The organism is Micromonospora sp. L32 (assembly GCF_052068055.1).
Classification (GTDB): Bacteria; Actinomycetota; Actinomycetes; order Mycobacteriales; family Micromonosporaceae; genus Micromonospora; species Micromonospora purpureochromogenes.
The window spans coordinates 423,996-440,257 of sequence record NZ_JBQHDD010000002.1; the positions used below are offsets into that span (position 1 = coordinate 423,996).

Annotated in this window: 17 protein-coding genes, 1 pseudogene and 1 riboswitch; of the genes and pseudogenes, 13 read left to right on the forward strand and 5 right to left on the reverse strand. The window is 75.0% G+C overall.

Translation table 11 applies throughout. The features are described 5' to 3' along the window. Nucleotides 1-4: 4 nt before the first annotated feature. Nucleotides 5-2,362 (reverse strand): glycoside hydrolase family 65 protein, encoded by a 2,358-nt coding sequence (locus ACTMTB_RS06555; RefSeq protein ID WP_441143240.1) that lies wholly within the window; start codon nucleotides 2,360-2,362, stop codon nucleotides 5-7. 168 nt (nucleotides 2,363-2,530) lie between these two features. On the opposite strand from ACTMTB_RS06555, the gene ACTMTB_RS06560 reads away from it, so the two are divergent. Continuing rightward, nucleotides 2,531-3,151, forward strand: coding sequence for a phosphatase PAP2 family protein (locus ACTMTB_RS06560; protein WP_441143242.1), 621 nt, complete (start codon nucleotides 2,531-2,533; stop codon nucleotides 3,149-3,151). A gap of 213 nt (nucleotides 3,152-3,364) precedes the next feature. On the opposite strand, the gene ACTMTB_RS06565 is transcribed toward ACTMTB_RS06560, so the two are convergent. Continuing rightward, nucleotides 3,365-4,114 (reverse strand): prepilin peptidase, encoded by a 750-nt coding sequence (locus tag ACTMTB_RS06565; RefSeq protein ID WP_441143244.1) that lies wholly within the window; start codon nucleotides 4,112-4,114, stop codon nucleotides 3,365-3,367. Nucleotides 4,115-4,620: 506 nt separating this feature from the next. Between ACTMTB_RS06565 and ACTMTB_RS06570 the strand changes: the two genes are divergently transcribed. The 12 genes from ACTMTB_RS06570 to ACTMTB_RS06625 all read left to right on the forward strand — a co-directional run bounded on the left by ACTMTB_RS06570 (nucleotide 4,621) and on the right by ACTMTB_RS06625 (nucleotide 13,985). Further along, complete coding sequence (locus ACTMTB_RS06570; protein WP_441143246.1) at nucleotides 4,621-5,187, forward strand: hypothetical protein; 567 nt, start codon at nucleotides 4,621-4,623, stop codon at nucleotides 5,185-5,187. Beyond that, nucleotides 5,181-6,125, forward strand: coding sequence for a hypothetical protein (locus ACTMTB_RS06575; protein WP_441143248.1), 945 nt, complete (start codon nucleotides 5,181-5,183; stop codon nucleotides 6,123-6,125). Before ACTMTB_RS06570 ends, ACTMTB_RS06575 begins: the two co-directional genes overlap by 7 nt. Next, entirely contained in the window at nucleotides 6,122-6,772 is a 651-nt protein-coding gene (locus ACTMTB_RS06580; protein WP_441143250.1) for an SAF domain-containing protein, read from the forward strand. Before ACTMTB_RS06575 ends, ACTMTB_RS06580 begins: the two co-directional genes overlap by 4 nt. A 2-nt stretch (nucleotides 6,773-6,774) precedes the next feature. Then, the gene (locus ACTMTB_RS06585; RefSeq protein WP_154940577.1) at nucleotides 6,775-7,575 is read left to right on the forward strand and encodes a ParA family protein; all 801 of its coding nucleotides are present in this window, start codon (nucleotides 6,775-6,777) and stop codon (nucleotides 7,573-7,575) included. 20 nt (nucleotides 7,576-7,595) lie between these two features. Further along, complete coding sequence (locus ACTMTB_RS06590) at nucleotides 7,596-9,128, forward strand: CpaF family protein (RefSeq protein ID WP_441143252.1); 1,533 nt, start codon at nucleotides 7,596-7,598, stop codon at nucleotides 9,126-9,128. Between the two features lie 97 nt (nucleotides 9,129-9,225). Beyond that, nucleotides 9,226-10,125: a type II secretion system F family protein gene (locus ACTMTB_RS06595; protein WP_441143254.1), complete on the forward strand. Its 900-nt coding sequence runs from the start codon at nucleotides 9,226-9,228 to the stop codon at nucleotides 10,123-10,125. Further along, nucleotides 10,125-10,982, forward strand: coding sequence for a type II secretion system F family protein (locus tag ACTMTB_RS06600; RefSeq protein WP_441144007.1), 858 nt, complete (start codon nucleotides 10,125-10,127; stop codon nucleotides 10,980-10,982). The genes ACTMTB_RS06595 and ACTMTB_RS06600 overlap by 1 nt, the downstream gene beginning before the upstream one ends. Before the next feature lie 27 nt (nucleotides 10,983-11,009). Further along, the gene (locus tag ACTMTB_RS06605) at nucleotides 11,010-11,204 is read left to right on the forward strand and encodes a hypothetical protein (protein ID WP_441143256.1); all 195 of its coding nucleotides are present in this window, start codon (nucleotides 11,010-11,012) and stop codon (nucleotides 11,202-11,204) included. A 293-nt stretch (nucleotides 11,205-11,497) separates the two neighbouring features. After that, entirely contained in the window at nucleotides 11,498-11,905 is a 408-nt protein-coding gene (locus ACTMTB_RS06610; RefSeq protein WP_441144009.1) for a TadE/TadG family type IV pilus assembly protein, read from the forward strand. Further along, nucleotides 11,902-12,378, forward strand: a complete 477-nt coding sequence (locus ACTMTB_RS06615) for a TadE/TadG family type IV pilus assembly protein (protein ID WP_441143258.1) — start codon at nucleotides 11,902-11,904, stop codon at nucleotides 12,376-12,378. The genes ACTMTB_RS06610 and ACTMTB_RS06615 overlap by 4 nt, the downstream gene beginning before the upstream one ends. Continuing rightward, a complete protein-coding gene (locus ACTMTB_RS06620) occupies nucleotides 12,375-12,806 on the forward strand; it encodes a hypothetical protein (protein WP_441143260.1) in 432 nt (143 codons plus the stop codon). Before ACTMTB_RS06615 ends, ACTMTB_RS06620 begins: the two co-directional genes overlap by 4 nt. A 15-nt stretch (nucleotides 12,807-12,821) precedes the next feature. Beyond that, nucleotides 12,822-13,985, forward strand: coding sequence for a LysM peptidoglycan-binding domain-containing protein (locus tag ACTMTB_RS06625; protein WP_441143262.1), 1,164 nt, complete (start codon nucleotides 12,822-12,824; stop codon nucleotides 13,983-13,985). A gap of 179 nt (nucleotides 13,986-14,164) precedes the next feature. On the opposite strand, the gene ACTMTB_RS06630 is transcribed toward ACTMTB_RS06625, so the two are convergent. The 3 genes and pseudogenes from ACTMTB_RS06630 to ACTMTB_RS06640 all read right to left on the reverse strand — a co-directional run. After that, entirely contained in the window at nucleotides 14,165-15,004 is an 840-nt protein-coding gene (locus ACTMTB_RS06630; RefSeq protein WP_441143264.1) for a Rieske 2Fe-2S domain-containing protein, read from the reverse strand. 82 nt (nucleotides 15,005-15,086) lie between these two features. After that, complete coding sequence (locus ACTMTB_RS06635; RefSeq protein WP_441144046.1) at nucleotides 15,087-15,422, reverse strand: hypothetical protein; 336 nt, start codon at nucleotides 15,420-15,422, stop codon at nucleotides 15,087-15,089. Nucleotides 15,423-15,609: 187 nt separating this feature from the next. Then, nucleotides 15,610-15,834 (reverse strand): annotated as a pseudogene (locus tag ACTMTB_RS06640) (sigma factor); the annotation flags it as partial. A gap of 143 nt (nucleotides 15,835-15,977) precedes the next feature. Then, nucleotides 15,978-16,201: riboswitch (cobalamin riboswitch) on the forward strand. Nucleotides 16,202-16,262 lie beyond the last annotated feature (61 nt).

The following is a 16,262-nucleotide window of genomic DNA, read 5'->3' on the forward strand; positions in this document are numbered from 1 at the left end:
CACCCTAGCCGGCCGAGCGGCGGGCCGGACGCCGGCCGGCCGGGGAGGGCGGCTCGGGGCCCGGGTCCGGCACCGGCGGCATGGGCCGGGTCACCCCCGTCTGACCGGTGACGGTCACCGGCTCTCCGGCGTGCCGGAGCGTGACCTCGACCTCCGGGGCGGCGTCGGGCACCTCGTAGCGGGCCTCGTTCCGGGTGAGGGTGACCCGCAGCCGCTGCCCGCGCCAGTGCAGGCCGAAGGCCAGCCGGTCGAGCCGGGCCGGCAGCCGGGGGTCGAAGGACAGCTCGCCCCGCTGGTCGCGCAGCCCGCCGAAGCCCTCCACCACCGCCGTCCAGGCGCCGGCCAGCGCGGCCAGGTGCAGCCCGTCGCTGGTCTTGTCGCCCAGGTCCGCCAGGTCGTGCAGCGCCGCCTCGGCGAACAGGTCGTACGCCAGGTCCAGGTGCCCGATCTCGGCGGCGAGCACCGCCTGGGAGGCGGCCGAGAGCGACGAGTCGCGGACGGTCCGGGCCTGGTAGTAGGCGAAGTTCCGCCGCTTCTCCTCGGCGGTGAACTCGCCGGGGCAACGCTGCATGGCCAGCACCAGGTCGGCCTGCTTGACCACCTGCTTGCGGTAGAGCTCCAGGTAGGGGAAGTGCAGCAGCAGCGGGTAGTCGTCCTCGGTCAGCGCGGCGAAGTCCCACTCGGGCTGCTCCGTGAAGCCGGCCGCCTGCTGGTGCACGCCCCGCTTGCGGTCGTACGGGAGGTGGACCGCGTCGGCGGCGGCCCGCCAGCCGGCGACCTCGGCCGGGCTGACGCCCAGTTCCTCGGCGCGCCCGGGGTGCCGTTCGGCGGCGTCGGCGGCGCCGAGCAGGTTGCGCCGGGCCATCACGTTGGTGAAGAGGTTGTCGTCGACCAGGGCGGCGTACTCGTCCGGGCCGGTGACGCCGGTGATGTGGAAGGCGCCCTCGTCCGACCAGTGCCCGAAGCCGTGCCAGAGCCGGGCCGTGGCGACCAGCAGCTCCAGCCCGACCCCGGCGAGCAGGTCGTCGTCCCCGGTGGCCGCGACGTAGCGCAGCACCGCGTCGGCGATGTCGGCGTTGACGTGCAGGGCGGCGGTGCCGGCGGGCCAGTAGCCGGAGCACTCCCGGCCGCTGATGGTCCGCCACGGGAAGGTCGCGCCCGGCAGCCGCAGCTCGGCGGCGCGCTCTCGGGCCTCGGGCAGGTGGGCGTGCCGCCAGCGCAGCGCCGACCGGGTCACCTCCGGCGCCAGGTACGTCAGCACCGGCAGCACGTAGCCCTCGGTGTCCCAGAGGACGTGCCCGTCGTAGCCGTTGCCGGTCAGCCCCTTCGCCGGAATGGTCCGGTCGCCCTCGGCCCGGCTGGCCTGCAGCAGGTGGAAGACGGCGAACCGGATGGCCTGCTGGAGCTCGGGGTCGCCGTCGAGTTCCACGTCGGCGGTCTGCCAGTGCCCGTCGAGCGCGGTCCGCTGGTCGGCGAGGAGGGCGTCGAAGCCGTACTCCCGGGCGGCGTCGGCCTCGGCGACGACCAGGTCGGCCAGTTCGTTCGCCGCCATGCCGTCGACGGGCGTGCACTCGTGCGCGGCGTACTTGGTGATCCGCAGCCGCTGGCCGGGGCGCAGCCGGCCCTCGACGCACATCCGGAGGCGGTCGGCGGTGCAGTCGTCGGAGGTGGCGAAGCCCTCCGGGATCTCGGACTCGTGGGTGACCGCGACGGCGACCCGCTGGGCGCTGCGGTCGGTGCGGTGCACCAGCACGCCGGAGCCGCCGTCGCAGCGGTGGGCCTCGGCGTTCAGCGGGTCGCGGATCACCGAGGCGGCCCGGGGGTCGTCGGGGCGCTCCGGTACCCGCTCGTTGGCCTGCACGTCCGAGCAGAGCCGGAGTTCGACCGGCGCGTCGCCCAGCGGCTCGACCTCGTAGCGGACGGCGGCGATCGGGTGCCGGGGCAGCGACACCAGCCGGGTGCTGCGGACGCGGACCCCGTGCCCGCCCGGCGAGATCCACTCGGTGTCCCGGCGTACCACGCCGGCGCGCAGGTCGAGCACCCGCTCGTGGGCGCGCAGCGTCCCGGTGCGCAGGTCCAGCGCGTCACCGCCCACCCAGAGCCGGATCAGGGCGGCGTTGGGCGCGCTGACCACGGTGTCGCTGCGCTGCGGGAAGGCGTACCCGTCCTCCGGGTAGCTGAGTTCGCGCTGCTCGTGGAAGCCGTTGAGGTAGCTGCCGGGCATCCCGTACGGCTCGCCCTCGTCCAGCGTGCCGCGCCAGCCCACCCAGCCGTTGCTGAGCGCGAAGACCGACTCGGTCTCGCCGAGCCGGTCGCTGTCGGCCGCGGTACGCCGCACCAGCCAGTTCTCGTCACTACGCACGGAACTCCCGTTACCCGTGGTCCGGGGCGGCCCAATCGGCCCGGGGCTGTGAAGTCGCTGAGACGAAGGTCAGGGCCAAACCCTCACCATCGCACGGTGCCGGCCGCCTCCGTGATTCGTACCGTCTGCCCAAGGTAAACGGGGTATGAACATTTGGTGAGGTGAGGCATGGTGCAGGCCGGCACGACGGACGTTCCCGACATCAGCGTGGAGTGGTACCGGGAGATCACCGAGGTGGCTCACGCCACCCCGACGCCGGTGCAGTGGTTCGCGGTGCACTTCACCGAAGCGGCGATCCTGCTGCTCGGCGCGCTGTTCCTGTTGGCCGCTGCGCCCCGGCTGCTGCGCGGTAAGCCGTGGGACCAGGCGGTCGCGCTGGTCGCGCCGGTCACCGTGGTCCTCGCGTACGCGTGCAGCGAGGCGCTGAAGACGGTCTTCGACCAGGCACGGCCCTGCCGGGGAGCCGCGACCGTGGTGGCCGGGCACTGCCCGCCGGTCGGCGACTGGTCCTTCCCGAGCAACCACGCCACGATCGCCGGCGCGCTCGCCGCGGGCACCCTGCTGCTCTCCCGCCGGCTGGGGCTGGTCGCCGTGCCGCTGGCGCTGTTGGCCGCGCTCTCCCGGGTCTTCGTCGGCGTGCACTACCCGCACGACGTGGCCGCCGGCCTGTTCCTCGGCGCCCTGGTGGCGCTGGCCGGCACGCCGCTGATCGCCCGCCCCGTCGCCGACCTGCTGGCCCGCCGCACCACCCACCCGGACCGACTCCCCGCCACCGCCGATCACCCCTGACCCCACCCGGCCGCCCGCGCCACCGGCCCGACCATGGTTGGCCGATCGCCGGCTCTCGGCCAGCGGGCGGCTGGCTCGACCGACGGGCAGCTCGGCCGACGCGCGCGCTCGACCGGACCGCCGGTGATCAAGAAGTTTGCGTCTCGGGAAAGGGCTCTCCCTGACGCAAACCTCTTGATCACCGAGTAGGTCGGCGGGCCGGGGGTGGGTGGGTCAGGTGGGGAGGAGGAGGGCGGCGCAGGTACCGAGGATCAGGAAGGGGCCGAAGGGGAGGTGGCTCGACCAGCTGACCCGGCGGGCCAGCAGCAGCGCGAGGCTGACCACCGCCGAGAGGGCGAAGGTGAGCAGCAGCCCGGCGACCAGCACCGGCCAGCCGTACCAGCCGAGCAGCATGCCCACGCTCAGCGCCAGTTTCGCGTCGCCGAGGCCGAAGCCGCGCCGGCCGAGCAGCAGCGTGCTGGCGGCGAAGGCCAGCCCCAGCGCGGCCCCGGCGGCCAGGGCGCGCAGCCACGGGGCGGGCCCGGGGCCGGTCAGCGCGGCCACCGCGAGCAGCGTGGCCGTGCCCGCCGCGGCCGACCAGGTGAGCCGGTCGGGCAGCCGGTGCACGGCCAGGTCCACCAGCGCCAGCGGCACCGCCCAGCCGAGCCACCAGGCGAGCGCGGCCCGCTCGGCGAGGGTCGCCTCGGTGAGGACCAGCACCGCCAGGGCCGCGACGGCGGCCAGTTCGACGGTGCCCGGCGGCGCGCCGATCCGGGCCCCGCAGGGCGGACACCGGGCCGTCGGGCCGAGCCCCGGGCACCCGAGCCCGATCGGCGCGCCGCAGCCGTCGCAGCCGGCCCGCGCCGGCGACCCCACCGGTACGGCGTACCGGGCGACGGCGAGCCGGAGCACCGGGGTCACGGCCAGGGCGGCGAGGACGCGTACGGAGAGTGATTTCCGGCGCCGGCCCGGGTGATGATCCACCGCCGGTAATGGTGCTGGATAGCTTGCGTCGGCCGGGCCGTCAAATTCGCGGGAATCCCCTCTCGTGGTTTTTGCGGCGAGGGGACGGATCGGGCGAGACGCATCGACAGGTGCCATATCCTCCGGACCGCCTGCCGGATCGGCGGGTGGGCCCGGCCGACCGTCGGCACCCGCGCTCCGACCGGGGGCGGCAACCCGTCCCGGCGTTCCGGACTCGCCCTCGGTCACCCGTGACCACCTCCACTCATCACCCACCGTGTTCGGATGAATTGCCTCTGTTGCATCGGCGGACGTGAGCCTATGCTCGCCCCTTGGGTACGGCGCAACCCCCGTCAACAGCGTCGGAGGCCACCCCAGACATCAGGTTCCACCATTTCGTAGAAGATCCGCACAGGTAAATGCGACAGCGGTAAATCGAGGTCCGGACGGCATCATCCGGGCGCGCTGGCGCATGCCCGGAGGCCACCGGAGACGGGCCGCCGGGTGGCACCGAGGAGGGCACGGCGTTGCGTACACGGCATCCCCGCCGATGGACAACCTGCCTGGTCATCGCCACGGTGGTCGGGTCGACCGCCGGCTGCGGCGGCGGGTCGGAGACGGCCGCCGGGCCCGCCGCCCGCAAGGCCGCCGCCGAGCCCCGGCATTCGGCCAAGGAGGAACGGGCCGCGGAGCAGGCCGCGCTCGCCGCCTATTCCGGCTACCTCACCGCGTCCCGGGAGGCGAGCCGCGACAGCGATCCCCGCCACCCCGCGCTCACCCGTTTCCTGGCCGATCCGCTGCTCACCCGGGTCCGGGTGGCGATCGGCCAGGCCCGCACGCACGGCGCGATCCGCACCGGCACGTTGCGCTCCGACCCCACGGTCACCTCGGTCAGCCTGGACGCCGTCCCGCCGACCGTGGAGATCCAGGACTGCCTGGACGCGACCGGCTACCGGCTGGTGTACGCCAAGGACCGGCGGGTGGTGCCCGGCTCGGGCGGTGGCCGCCACCTCGCCACCGCGACCGCCACCCGGTACCCGGACGGCCGCTGGCTGATCAGCTCCGGTGCCGCACACGAGGACCAGCCGTGCTGACCTGGGGAGGAGGGTGCGTCCCGGCCCGCGGACCCCGGGCCGGGGCGCCCCGCCGGCTGCTCGCCGGGACGCTGCTGGCCCTGTTGGTCGCGCTCGCCGCGCCGGTGCCGGCGGCCGCCGAGGGGCCGGGGCCGCAGTGCCCACCCGGGCAGAACGACTGCAGCATCTGGGACGACGACCCGGGCACCCCCGGCGACCCGGGCGGCGGCGGGGACACCGGCGGCGATCCGGGCGGCGGCACCGCCCCGAAGTGCCAGTGGAACGGCAAGCCGCTGCCCTGCTACAACGAGTTCCTCGGCTGGTTCAACAACGCCGACGGCTGCTACTACAAGCTGGCCGAGCCGCAGCCCGAGGCCCCCGAGGGCACCAAGTGGTACGTCCGCACCTGCAACGGCGGCGACCTCGGCAGCCAGACCGTGGTGCTGCTGGACACCCCGCCGCCCGGCTTCGGCACGCCGCCCGACCCGGAGGAGCTGGCCCGCCGCGCGCTGGCGTCGATCTCGCTGCTGCCGCCCCGGATCGCGGTGGCACCCCGCCGCAACACCGGCCCCGGCCTGGTCGGCCTGCCGGTCTGGATGTGGGCCAGCCCGGGCGCGAACTACTTCGGGCCGATCAGCGCCGCGGAGGAGGACCGCGGCCTGCGGGTGGAGATCACCGCCAAGGTCGACCGGATCGTCTGGACGATGGGCAACGGCGTCAAGGTCACCTGCGCCGACGAGGGCACCCCGTACGACCCGAAGGGGCCCCGCGCCGGCAAGACCTCGCCGGACTGCGGCTACGACTCCGGCTACCCGAAGGCCGGCACCTATCGGGTCAGCGCCACTACGTACTGGTCGGTGACCTGGCGCGGCGGCGGCGAGAGCGGCGTGATCGCCCAGACCCGGACCAGCGGGACGACTCCGATCGAGATCGACGAGCTTCAGGTGGTTACCCGATGAGCCTGGTCACCCGCAACGGCGCCCCGGTCGACGCGCCCGTCGCCCCGCCGAAGGTGCTCCGCCAGCGCCGGACCCGCCCTGGCCTGCTGGGGCTGGCGGTGCTGCTGATCGCGTTGGGCGGCCTCGGCGCGGCCTTCGCGGTCACCTCGGTCCGGGCCACCGGCAGCTACCTGGCGGTCGCCCGCCCGGTCGAGGTCGGCCGGCAGCTCAGCGCCGACGACCTGGTCAGCGTGCAGGTCTCCGGCGGGGCCGGGCTCTCTCCGGTGCCGGCCGGCAAGCTCGACGAGGTGGTCGGGAAGCGGGCGGCGGTGTCGCTCACCCCCGGCACGCTGCTGACCATGGGGCAGCTCACCGACGCCCCGCTGCTCGGCGAGGGACAGCAGCAGATCGCGCTCGGGTTGAAGCAGAGCCAGGTGCCCGCCCGCAAGCTCCACCCCGGCGACAAGGTGCTGCTGGTCAGCACCCCCGCCGACAACGACGACAGCCAGGCGCCGGGCACCCGGTTCACCGGCACGGTGATCGACACGGCCACCCCGGAGAACGACGACGTGGTGGTCTACGTGGCGCTGCCCGTCCGGGACGTGCCGGCCGTGGTGGTGCTGGCCGCCCAGGAGCGGATCGCCCTGGTGCTGGTTGAGGCGGCCTGACCATGGCGATCATCGCGCTGGTCTCGGCGAAGGGCTCGCCCGGAGTCACCACCACCGCGCTGGCCTGCGCGCTGAGCTGGCACCGGCGGCTGGTGCTGGCCGAGTGCGACCCGGCCGGCGGCACCATCCTCGCCGGCTACCTCGGCGGCGCGCTGGACGGTCCTCGGGGCATCGGCGAACTGGCCGTCGGCGAACTGCGCGACGGCAACCTGGAGACCGCCTTCTGGTCGCAGCTGGTCGACCTGGACGCGCCGCGGCGGGAACGGTTGCTGCTGCCGGGCGTGGTCGACCCGGCCCAGGCGGGCAGCGTCAGCCCGCTCTGGCAGCGTTTCGCCGACTTCTTCGGCAGCCTGGAGAAGGGCCAGCCGCCGTACGACGTGATCGTCGACTGTGGGCGGCTCCAGGTGGCCGGTCCACCGTGGCCGGTGCTGCGGGCAGCGGCGGTGGTGCTGCTGGTCACCCGGGCGCAGCTGCCCGACCTCTCCGCCACCCGGTCGATGATCCGGGCGATCGAACGGGACTTCACCGAGCACCGGGTGCCCCCGGGCACGCTGCGGCTGCTGGTGGTCGGCGACGGGCACGGCAAGGGCGAGATCAGCAAGGCGCTGCGGGTGCCGGTGATCGCCACCCTGCCGGCGGACCCGCGTACCGCCGAGGTGCTCAGCCTCGGCGGCACCGTACGCGCCGGGCGGCCGTTGATGCGCGCGGCCGGCGCGCTGGAGGTGCCGGTCCGGGCGCTGCTGGACCGCCGCCGGGCCCGGCTGGCCTGGCCCGCCGCCCAGGAGGTGCCGGATGTGGTGTGAGCGGCCCGGGGAGGCGCGTCATGCGGTTTGAGCCGGTCTCCCACGACCCGCGTCAGCAGCCGGCGGCGACCTCGACGATGCCGCCGCTGCCCCCGCCGAACGGCCGGCACCACCAGCCGGCGCCGCCCGTCGCGCCGCCCACGCCCACCCCGCCGCCGCGACCGAGGGTGGACTTCGCGGTGGTCCGCGAGCTGCGCCGGGAGCTGAGCGAACGGCTCACCCAGTGGCAGCGCGGCCGGGAGTTCGACGCCAACGCCGAGGAGGTCGAGCGGGCCCGGCTCGCCGTCGCCGTGGTCTCCGGGTACGCCGACTCGGTGCGCCGCGCCGGCACCCCGATGGCCGCCGACGAGGAGCGGATCCTGCTCGACCATGTCACCGCAGAGCTGGTCGGGCTGGGCCGGCTCCAGACGCTGCTGGTCGACGACACCATCGAGGAGGTGCACATCCTCGGCTGCGACCAGGTGCGCATCACCCGGCACGGTGGGGGCGTCGACTGGGTCGAGCCGATCGCCGACAGCGACGACGAGCTGGTGGAGATCCTCCAGGCGGCGGCCCGCCGGGCCGGCGCGACCGAGCGGTCCCTGTCGACGTCCAAGCCGACGCTCGACCTGCAACTGCCCGACGGGAGCCGCCTCGCCGCGGTGTTCCTGGTCAGCCACCGCCCGTACGCGGTGATCCGCAAGCACAACACGCTGGACGTCAGCCTGGAGGAGATCGCCGGCTCCCGCCCCGACCTGGACGAGATGATCGACCCGCTGCTGCGCGACTTCCTGCGGGCGTCCATGCGGGCCGGGCTCAACATCATGGTCGCCGGGTTGGCCGGAGCGGGCAAGACCACTGTCATCCGGGCCCTGATGGACGAGATCCCGCCCGACGAGCCGTACGTGCTGCTGGAGGAGAGCCGGGAGCTGCTGCCGGCCCGCCGGGGTCGCAAGCACCGGGCGGTGATGAGCTTCGAGTCCCGCGAGGGGCACGGCGAGCGCGGGATGGACGGGCGACCGGCGGGCGAGGTGAGCATCGCCGACCTGATCCCGGTGTCGCTGCGGATGGGCGTGCTGCGGATCATCGTCGGCGAGGTCCGGTCCCGGGAGATCGTGCCGATGCTCCAGGCGATGACCACCAGCCGCGGCTCGATGTGCACCATCCACGCTCGTACCCCGGCCGGGGTGAGCGAGCGGATCATCGAGCTGGCGCTGGCCCACGGCCGGGAGATGACGGTCGACCAGGCCCGCCGGATGGCCGGCAACGCCCTCGACCTGATCGTCTACGTGACCGTCGAGGACGAGACCGCGATCGGCGGGCGCAAGCACCGGTTCGTCTCCCACGTGGAGGAGGTGATCGGGGTCGGCGAGGGCAACCGGATCGTCACCACCAGCGTCTTCGGCCCCGGCCCGGACGGCCGGGCCGTCCCCCGCCACCTGCCGGAACGCATCCGCGACCAGTTGCTGCGGGTCGGCTACGACGCCCGGCTGCTGACCCGCTTCATCGAGGCCGGCACCGGCGCCTGGCGCCGCCCCCGGCACAGCCGACTGGGCCCGGCGGTGCGCCGGTGAGCGCGGGCGTCGGCTCGGGGATGGACGGGAGCGCTCCGGTGAGCGCGCGGAGTGCGCCGGGGTGGCGAGCCCCGCAGTCGCGAACGGAGCCGACCCCGTGACCAACATCGAGCTGATCGCCGTCGTTTCCGGGGCGGCCTGCGTCGCCGGCCTGGTGCTGGCCGTGGTCGCGCTGGTCGGCACCCGGGCGCCCGCACGTTCTGCGCCGGGGGCCGGGCGCGGGCTGCGCCGGCTCTGGCTGGGCTCGGGCGCGGGCCGCCGCGCGCAGCGGGCGCACCAGGTCCGGCTGGCGGTGGCGGTGGCGGCGGGCGCGCTGGCCTTCCTGCTCACCGGGCTGCCGGTGGTGGGGCTGATCGTGGCGGTGGCCGTGCCGGGGGTCCCCTGGCTGTTCTCGGTGGGCCGGGCCGAGGAGCGGGCGATCGCCCGGATCGAGGCGGTCGGCGAGTGGACCCGCCGGCTGAAGGACGTCTCCGCCACCGGGCAGGGCCTCCAGCAGGCGATCATCGGCACCATCGCCACCGTCCCGGAGGAGATCCAGGACGAGGTACGGCTGCTCGCCGCCCGCCTCCAGGCCGGCTGGACGGCCCGTACCGCGCTGCTCGCCTTCGCCGACGAGATCGGCGATCCGGTCTGCGACCAGGTGGTGGCCGCGCTGATCCTGCACCTGACCGACCGGGGCGAACGCCTCGGCGACGTGCTCGGCTCGATCGCCTCGGCTGCCGCCGCCGAGGTGGGCACCCGGCGCGAGGTGGAGGCCAAGCGCACCCAGCCCCGGTTCGCGGTCCGCTTCCTCACCGGGATGACCCTGGCCGTGCTGGCGTACGGGCTGCTGAACACCGAGTACGTCCGCCCGTACGGCACCGTGTTCGGGCAGCTGGTGATGGCGGTGCTCAGCGCGGCCTTCGTCGGGCTGCTGATCTGGGTGCGGTCGATGAGTCAGCCTCCGCCGCCGGCCCGCTTCCTCCCGGCCCCCGACCCGGAGGAGGCGATCGCGTGATCGTCAACTGGCAGCTCGCGATCGCCGTGCTCGGCGGGGCGATGGTGGGGCTGGGCTTGTTCCTGGCGGTCCGGGAGGCGTTGCCGGCCGCCCCGGCGCTCGGCCCCGCGCTGCGCCGGCTGCACCAGCCCCCGGGCACCGTCGCCCCGAGCCGGGGCCTGGACTGGTTGGGCGGGTTCTCCCGCTGGCTCAGCCCGCCGCACCGGCAGCTCGCGCTGATCGACAAGTCCCCTGAGCAGTACGCCCTGTCGGTGCTGGTCTCCGCCCTGATCGGGCTGGCCACCCCGACCGTGCTGGGGGCGGTGCTCTTCCTCGGCGGGGTACGCCTGCCGGTGGTCGTACCGGTGCTGGGCAGCATCGGGATGGCGCTGGTCTGCGGGCTGCTCGCGCACCGCGCGGTGCTGGCGCGGGCGGACGCCGCACGCGACGAGTTCCGCGCGGCCGTCTGCACCTATCTCGACCTGGTGGCGCTGCAACTGTCGGCGGCGCACGGCCCGGTGCAGTCGCTGGAGCGGGCGGCGGCGGTCTGCGACGGCTGGGTCTTCGACCGGATCCGCGAGTCGCTGCGGATCGCGCAGATGCAGATGCACTCGCCCTGGGACGAGCTCCAGGAGCTGGCCGAGCGGATCGGCATCCCGGAGCTGGGCGACGTCGGGGCGATCATGCGCTCCTCCGGCAGCGAGGGCGCGCAGGTCCACGAGACGCTGCGCAGTCGTGCCGACTCGCTGCGGGACCAGATCCGTACCGACAACCTGGCCCGCGCCGAGGGGGTGACCAGCCGGCTGGACATCCCCGGTTCGCTGCTGGTCTTCGTCCTGCTCGGTTTCATGCTCTACCCGTTCGTGGCCCGCCTGTAGGTCCCCACCCCCGACAAGGAGCACGCCATGCAACTGATCGCCTACCTGCACGTCACGCTGGTCGCACGGTTGGCGGAGCTGCGCCGCGAGGGGGACCGAGGCGACAGCCCGGTGCCGACCGCAGTGATCATCTTCGGCCTGGTCGCGGCGGCGATCGCGGTCACCGGTCTGGTGATGACGCGGGCCACCGACTGGATGGACAGCGTCCCCACCGCGCCGTGACTCCTTCGATGAGCTGGCCGGACGCACCCCGGGCCGGTCGGGCGGCCCCCACCGCCCGGCCCCGGGGCGCGTCCGGCCGTCCGCACCCCGGGCCGGCGACCCGGACCGCGCGCGCCGTCGGAACCCCCGACACCGCCGGGCCCGGCCACCCGATCCGGTCCGGCCGCGCCGCACAGCCTGACCAGGCGACCCGGCCTGGCCGGCCCGACCGGAACGGCAGAGCCGGTCGGAACGGCGGGGCCGCCCGGAACGGCGCGGCCGGTCCGAGCGTGCCGGTCGCCGTGTGTGGCGTGGTGCGGGCCGTGCGGCGACGGCTCGCCGCCGGGGGTACGGACCGGGGCGCGAACCCGGTCGAGCTGGCCGTCGTCATGCCGGCGGTGCTGGTGCTGCTCTTCGCCTCGGTCCAGGTGGCCGCGTGGTTCGTCGCCCGGTCCACGGCGCTGAACGCCGCGCAGAGCGGGGTGAACGCGCAGCGGGTGCTCCAGGCGCCGGCCGGGGCGGGCGAGGCCCGGGCCACCCGGTTCCTCAATGCGGCCGGTGACTGGCTCGTCGGCTGGGACAGCCCGGGGCCGACCTGCGTCACCGGGGCCACCGAGGTCACCTGCACGGTAACCGGCCGGTCCCTGTCGGTCATCCCGGGCGTCAGCTTCCGGGTCCGGCAGACCGCGCACGGCACCGTCGAACGCTGGACGAACCCGTGACCGCCGTCGCGGACGGCCGCGCCCGGGGCTCGGTCTCCATCGAGGTGGCGGTGCTCGCCCCGGCGTTCATCGCGCTGATCGTGCTGGCCGGGGTGACCGGGCGCACCGCGATCGCCGACGAGGCGGTGGAGGCGGCCGCCCACGACGCCGCCCGGGCCGCCTCGATCTCCCGGGACGCCGGCACCGCCCGCGACGCGGCCCGCGACGCCGTCCGCCGCCAGCTCGACTGGCGACGCCTGAACTGCGCCGGCGCGCCCCGGATGACCTTCAGCGGCTCGGTACGTGGCCGGTCGACCAGCTTCGACGCGGCGTACCGCAGCCCGGCCGGGCAGCCGGCGAGCGTGACCGTCTCGGTGACCTGCGTGGTGTCCCACCGCGACCTGCGGCTGCCGGCGCTGCCCGGGATGCCGCTGCGGACCACCGCCGCGGCGACCTTCACCTCCCCGCTGGACCGCTACCGGAGCCGGGGATGACCGCCCGTCGGGCCGGCCGCGACGAGGGACGGGTGAGCCTGTTCCTGGCCGTCGCGATGACCGGCGTGCTCGCGGTCATCGGCGTCGCGTACGACGGCGCCGGTCAGCTCCGGTCGCTGCAACGCGCCGACGACCTCGCCGCCGAGGCGGCCCGCAGCGGCGGCCAGGCCGTCGACCGGGCCCGCGCGATCGAGGGCGGCCCGAAGGAGATCGACGAGGGCGACGCGCGGGCGGCCGTCCGCGACTACCTCTCGGCGGCGGGCGCGACCGGGCACTCGGTGAGCTTCCCCGTGATCGACGGCGAGAAGCAGATCCGGGTACGCGTCACCGTCACCTACCGCCGGCACATGCTCGGCCTCTTCGGCATGGACGACACCGTCACCGTCTCGGGTGAGGCCACTGCGCGGGCACTCACCGGGGCACCGTAGGAAGGGAAGGCCGCCATGACCGCACCGCGTGGCTCCGCCGTTCGGCGGACCGGCCAGTTGCTCACCGGCTTCGGGTCGCTGGTCGTCCTGGTCGCGCTGCTGGTGGGCGCGCCGGTGGCGCTGCTCGCCTTCGCCGGTAATCCGCTGCCCGACCACCTGCCCAGCCTGTCGGAGGTGGGCACGGCGCTGACCAGCCGGGACGACGGTCGGTTGTTCCTGCGCGCGCTGGCCGTGGTCGGCTGGTTCGGCTGGGCGACGTTCGCCTTCTCCGTGCTGGTGGAGCTGGCGGCGCAGGCGACGCGGCGGCCGGCGCCCCGGCTGCCCGGGATGAGCCGGCAGCAGCGGGCCGCGGCGGCCCTGGTCGGATCGGTCGCGCTGATCATCGCGGCGAGCCCGGCGGCCAGCGCGGCGGCGGCCATGACGTACCCGGCGACGGCCGGCACCGGGCTCCCGGCGACGGGCGCGGCAATGCCGGCGACGGGCGCCACGGTGGTCCTCGCGGCGCCGCCCGTCGGATCGACGGGGGCGGTTCCGGAGGGTGCCGGCGCCGAGGCTGTCCGGCCGCAGCCGGCCCCGCCGGTCTACCGGGTCGCCAGGGGCGACTACCTGGGCGAGGTGGCGGAACGCTACCTGGACGACTTCGACCGCTACCAGGAGCTGGCCCGGCTCAACCGGCTGCACGACGCCGACCGGATCCGGCCGGGCCAGCTGATCAAGCTGCCGGCGCGGGCGGAGGACGGCGGTGCACGCACGCACGCGACCGGCCGGCTGGTGGCCGGACAGCCGACGCCGCGCAAGCCGTCGCCCCAGCCGCCGGCCGCGTCCCCGGGCTCGCCGAAGGGGTCCCCCGGCGGCATCGGGTCGCCGGTCCCCGACGAGCAGGCCGGGCCGGGTGCTCCGGGCGGTCAGGTCGGACCGGGCGGGACCGGCGCGACGCCGGGACAGCCGGCACCCCGGACGATGCCGCCGCAGGTGGAGCGGCCGGCGGGGGCACCCCCGGCGATGGCGGCCGGGGCCTCCCGGGCCACCGACGACGACGGGATGAACCGGCCGCTGGCGGTCTCCGCGGTGCTCGCCGTGGCCAGCATCGTCGGCGCGCAGATCGGCGCGGTGCTCGGGCTGCGCCGCCGCCCGGCCCGGGCCGTCGCGGCCGCCCGCGCTCGCCACCGCCGCGACTGAGCCGAATACGCGCCTGTGCCGCGCCGACGAACAGCGGGCCGGCGTGATCTGCGGCGCTCGCGACCGGAACCGGCAGGTCACTGGCCCGGGCCACGGTGCCCTGCCGTGCCCGCAATGCCGTGGGCCGACGGGCCGCCCGGCCCGGGCCACCGCGGTCCGGCCAGGTGCCCGGTGGGAGGTCAGGGCAGCTTGGTCTGGAGGATTCCGTCGACCACCCGGGTCGGCAGGAGCTGCTGGTCGTTCGCGGCGGGGCCGTGCACGACCTCGCCGCCGTTGAGCCGGAACGTGGAGCCGTGCCAGGGGCAGACCACGCAGGCGTGGCCCTCGATCTCCTGCACCTCGCCCTCGCCGAGCGGGCCGCTCTGGTGCGGGCAGCGTTCCAGCATCACGGTGACGTCGTCGCCGTGCCGGTAGAGGATCACCGAGACGTCGTCGACCTCGCGGGTGATCAGCTCGCGCTGCGGCAGCGTGGCCAGGTCGGCGATGGCCTTCCATTCGTCGGTCATCCGGTGCAGCTCGGAGATGCTCTGGTTCACCTGTGCACCCTGCTTGTACGCCAGGTGCCCGCCGATGTACGCCCCGGTGCTGGCCGCGCTCAGCCCCAGGTACGCCAGCGCCCGCCCCATGCCGTGCCGGCCGCGCATCCGGGCGGCGAGCGAACTGGCGTAGAACACCAGCGCGACGGAGTTGGAGGCGGCGTGCACCAGCCCGACCCGGCGCTGGTCCCGGGCCAGGGCGGCCCAGTCGTTCAGCCCGGCGACGGCGGCCGGGAGGGCGCTCACCGTACCCAGCCCGACCAGGGTGGTCGCGGCCCGGCGCTGACCGGGCAGCAGGTCCAGCACGGCGGCGCTGATCCACGCGCCCACCGGCACCTGCACCATCGCCGGGTGCAGCGGATGGCCCAGCCAGACGCCGTGCAGCAGGTCACGGACCCGCTGCCCGCGCAGGGTCGACTGGACGGCCCGCTGGAGCCGGTCGCCGACCGGGTCCAGCGCGGCGTTCTGCTCGATCTTGTTCATCAGCGCTCGCACGTTCCCCGACTTCCCGGCAGATGCGGTCGCAAACCGGGCGGCGGGGACGAATTCCGCCGCCCGGCCGAAATCAGCGCCAGTCGTGGGCCTCCGGGTGGAAGGTGGCGCTGCGGAAGAGGCCGTCCAGGTTGCCGCCGAGCTTGCGCAGGGTGGCCTTGTCGTGCGCGGTCATTTCCACGTACAGACCCTGGACTCCGTAGACCTGGAGGCTCGCGCCGCCGTCCAGGGAGGACGTGCGGCGGGCGGGGTGGCCGTTGATGCGGGAGGTGGGATCGCCGATGACCGCGCCGTAGGACAGCTCGACGTCCCAGCGGTCGTTCGCCCTCCTGCTCACCAGGTACGCCATCGGCTTCAGGCCGGCCGGGGGCGTGGCGAAGCGCACCGGCAGCCGGAGGGGCCAATCCACGGCGTAGCGGAGGTCGAGGGCGATCCGCCGGGCGACGGCGCGCGCGCAGCACCAGCACGGCCCGCTGCCAGGGCGGCACCTGGGCGAGCGCGGCGTGCAGCAGCTCCCGGTCCTCCACCGCGTCGCCGGTCGGGGCGGGCGCCGGCTCGGGTGTCGTGTCGACCAGGCGGACCCGGGACCAGAGCCGGCGCTTCTCGTCGAGGAAGACCCGGACCAGCACGGTACGCACGTACGCGTCGACGTTGTCCGCCTCGCGGGCCCGCCGCCAGCCGATGTAGAGCCGGGTGACGGCGGTCTGGACGAGATCGTCGCCACGGTACGCGTCCCCGGTCAGGTGGCAGGCGATCCGGCGCAGCGCCGGCAGCCGCGACGTGACGTACTCGACGTACTCCTGTTCCAGGTCCGCCCGCATCCACCCACCCCGTCCGTGAACATTCACCCCGCTGACGGGGTCGGGCACCGTCCAGGTTGTACGCGGCGCATATTTCTCCGCCGATGCGACACGCCCACAGCATATGGTGTGTTGGCTTTCTGCGACCCACTACATCTAGGATCACTTTTACTGCTGGTGCGACCCCCCAAGGGTCCGCCAGGCGTCGACGTCCGCCAGGCGTCGCGCCGAACAGGGAACCCGGTGCGAATCCGGGACTGCCCCGCAGCGGTGAGCGGGAACGACCGCCGTCACGAGCACTGGGCCCGACGGGGCCCGGGAAGCGACGGCCAGTAGGCGAACGCGTCTGCCCGCGAGTCCGAAGACCTGCCAGCAGGGCGTGCCCACCAGGCACGCGGACCACCTCGGGGCCTCGTGGGAGGGCCGTCGAGCCGTACGGAGCACCGCCG

What these genes read in the sequence shown, in the direction of transcription:
- ACTMTB_RS06560 (WP_441143242.1), top strand. Translation starts at nt 2,531, where the DNA reads ATGGTGCAGGCCGGCACGACGGACGTTCCCGACATCAGCGTGGAGTGG.
- ACTMTB_RS06580 (WP_441143250.1), top strand. Translation starts at nt 6,122, where the DNA reads ATGAGCCTGGTCACCCGCAACGGCGCCCCGGTCGACGCGCCCGTCGCC.
- ACTMTB_RS06585 (WP_154940577.1), top strand. Translation starts at nt 6,775, where the DNA reads ATGGCGATCATCGCGCTGGTCTCGGCGAAGGGCTCGCCCGGAGTCACC.
- ACTMTB_RS06590 (WP_441143252.1), top strand. Translation starts at nt 7,596, where the DNA reads ATGCGGTTTGAGCCGGTCTCCCACGACCCGCGTCAGCAGCCGGCGGCG.
- ACTMTB_RS06605 (WP_441143256.1), top strand. Translation starts at nt 11,010, where the DNA reads ATGCAACTGATCGCCTACCTGCACGTCACGCTGGTCGCACGGTTGGCG.
- ACTMTB_RS06620 (WP_441143260.1), top strand. Translation starts at nt 12,375, where the DNA reads ATGACCGCCCGTCGGGCCGGCCGCGACGAGGGACGGGTGAGCCTGTTC.
- ACTMTB_RS06625 (WP_441143262.1), top strand. Translation starts at nt 12,822, where the DNA reads ATGACCGCACCGCGTGGCTCCGCCGTTCGGCGGACCGGCCAGTTGCTC.
- ACTMTB_RS06630 (WP_441143264.1), bottom strand. Translation starts at nt 15,004, where the DNA reads ATGAACAAGATCGAGCAGAACGCCGCGCTGGACCCGGTCGGCGACCGG.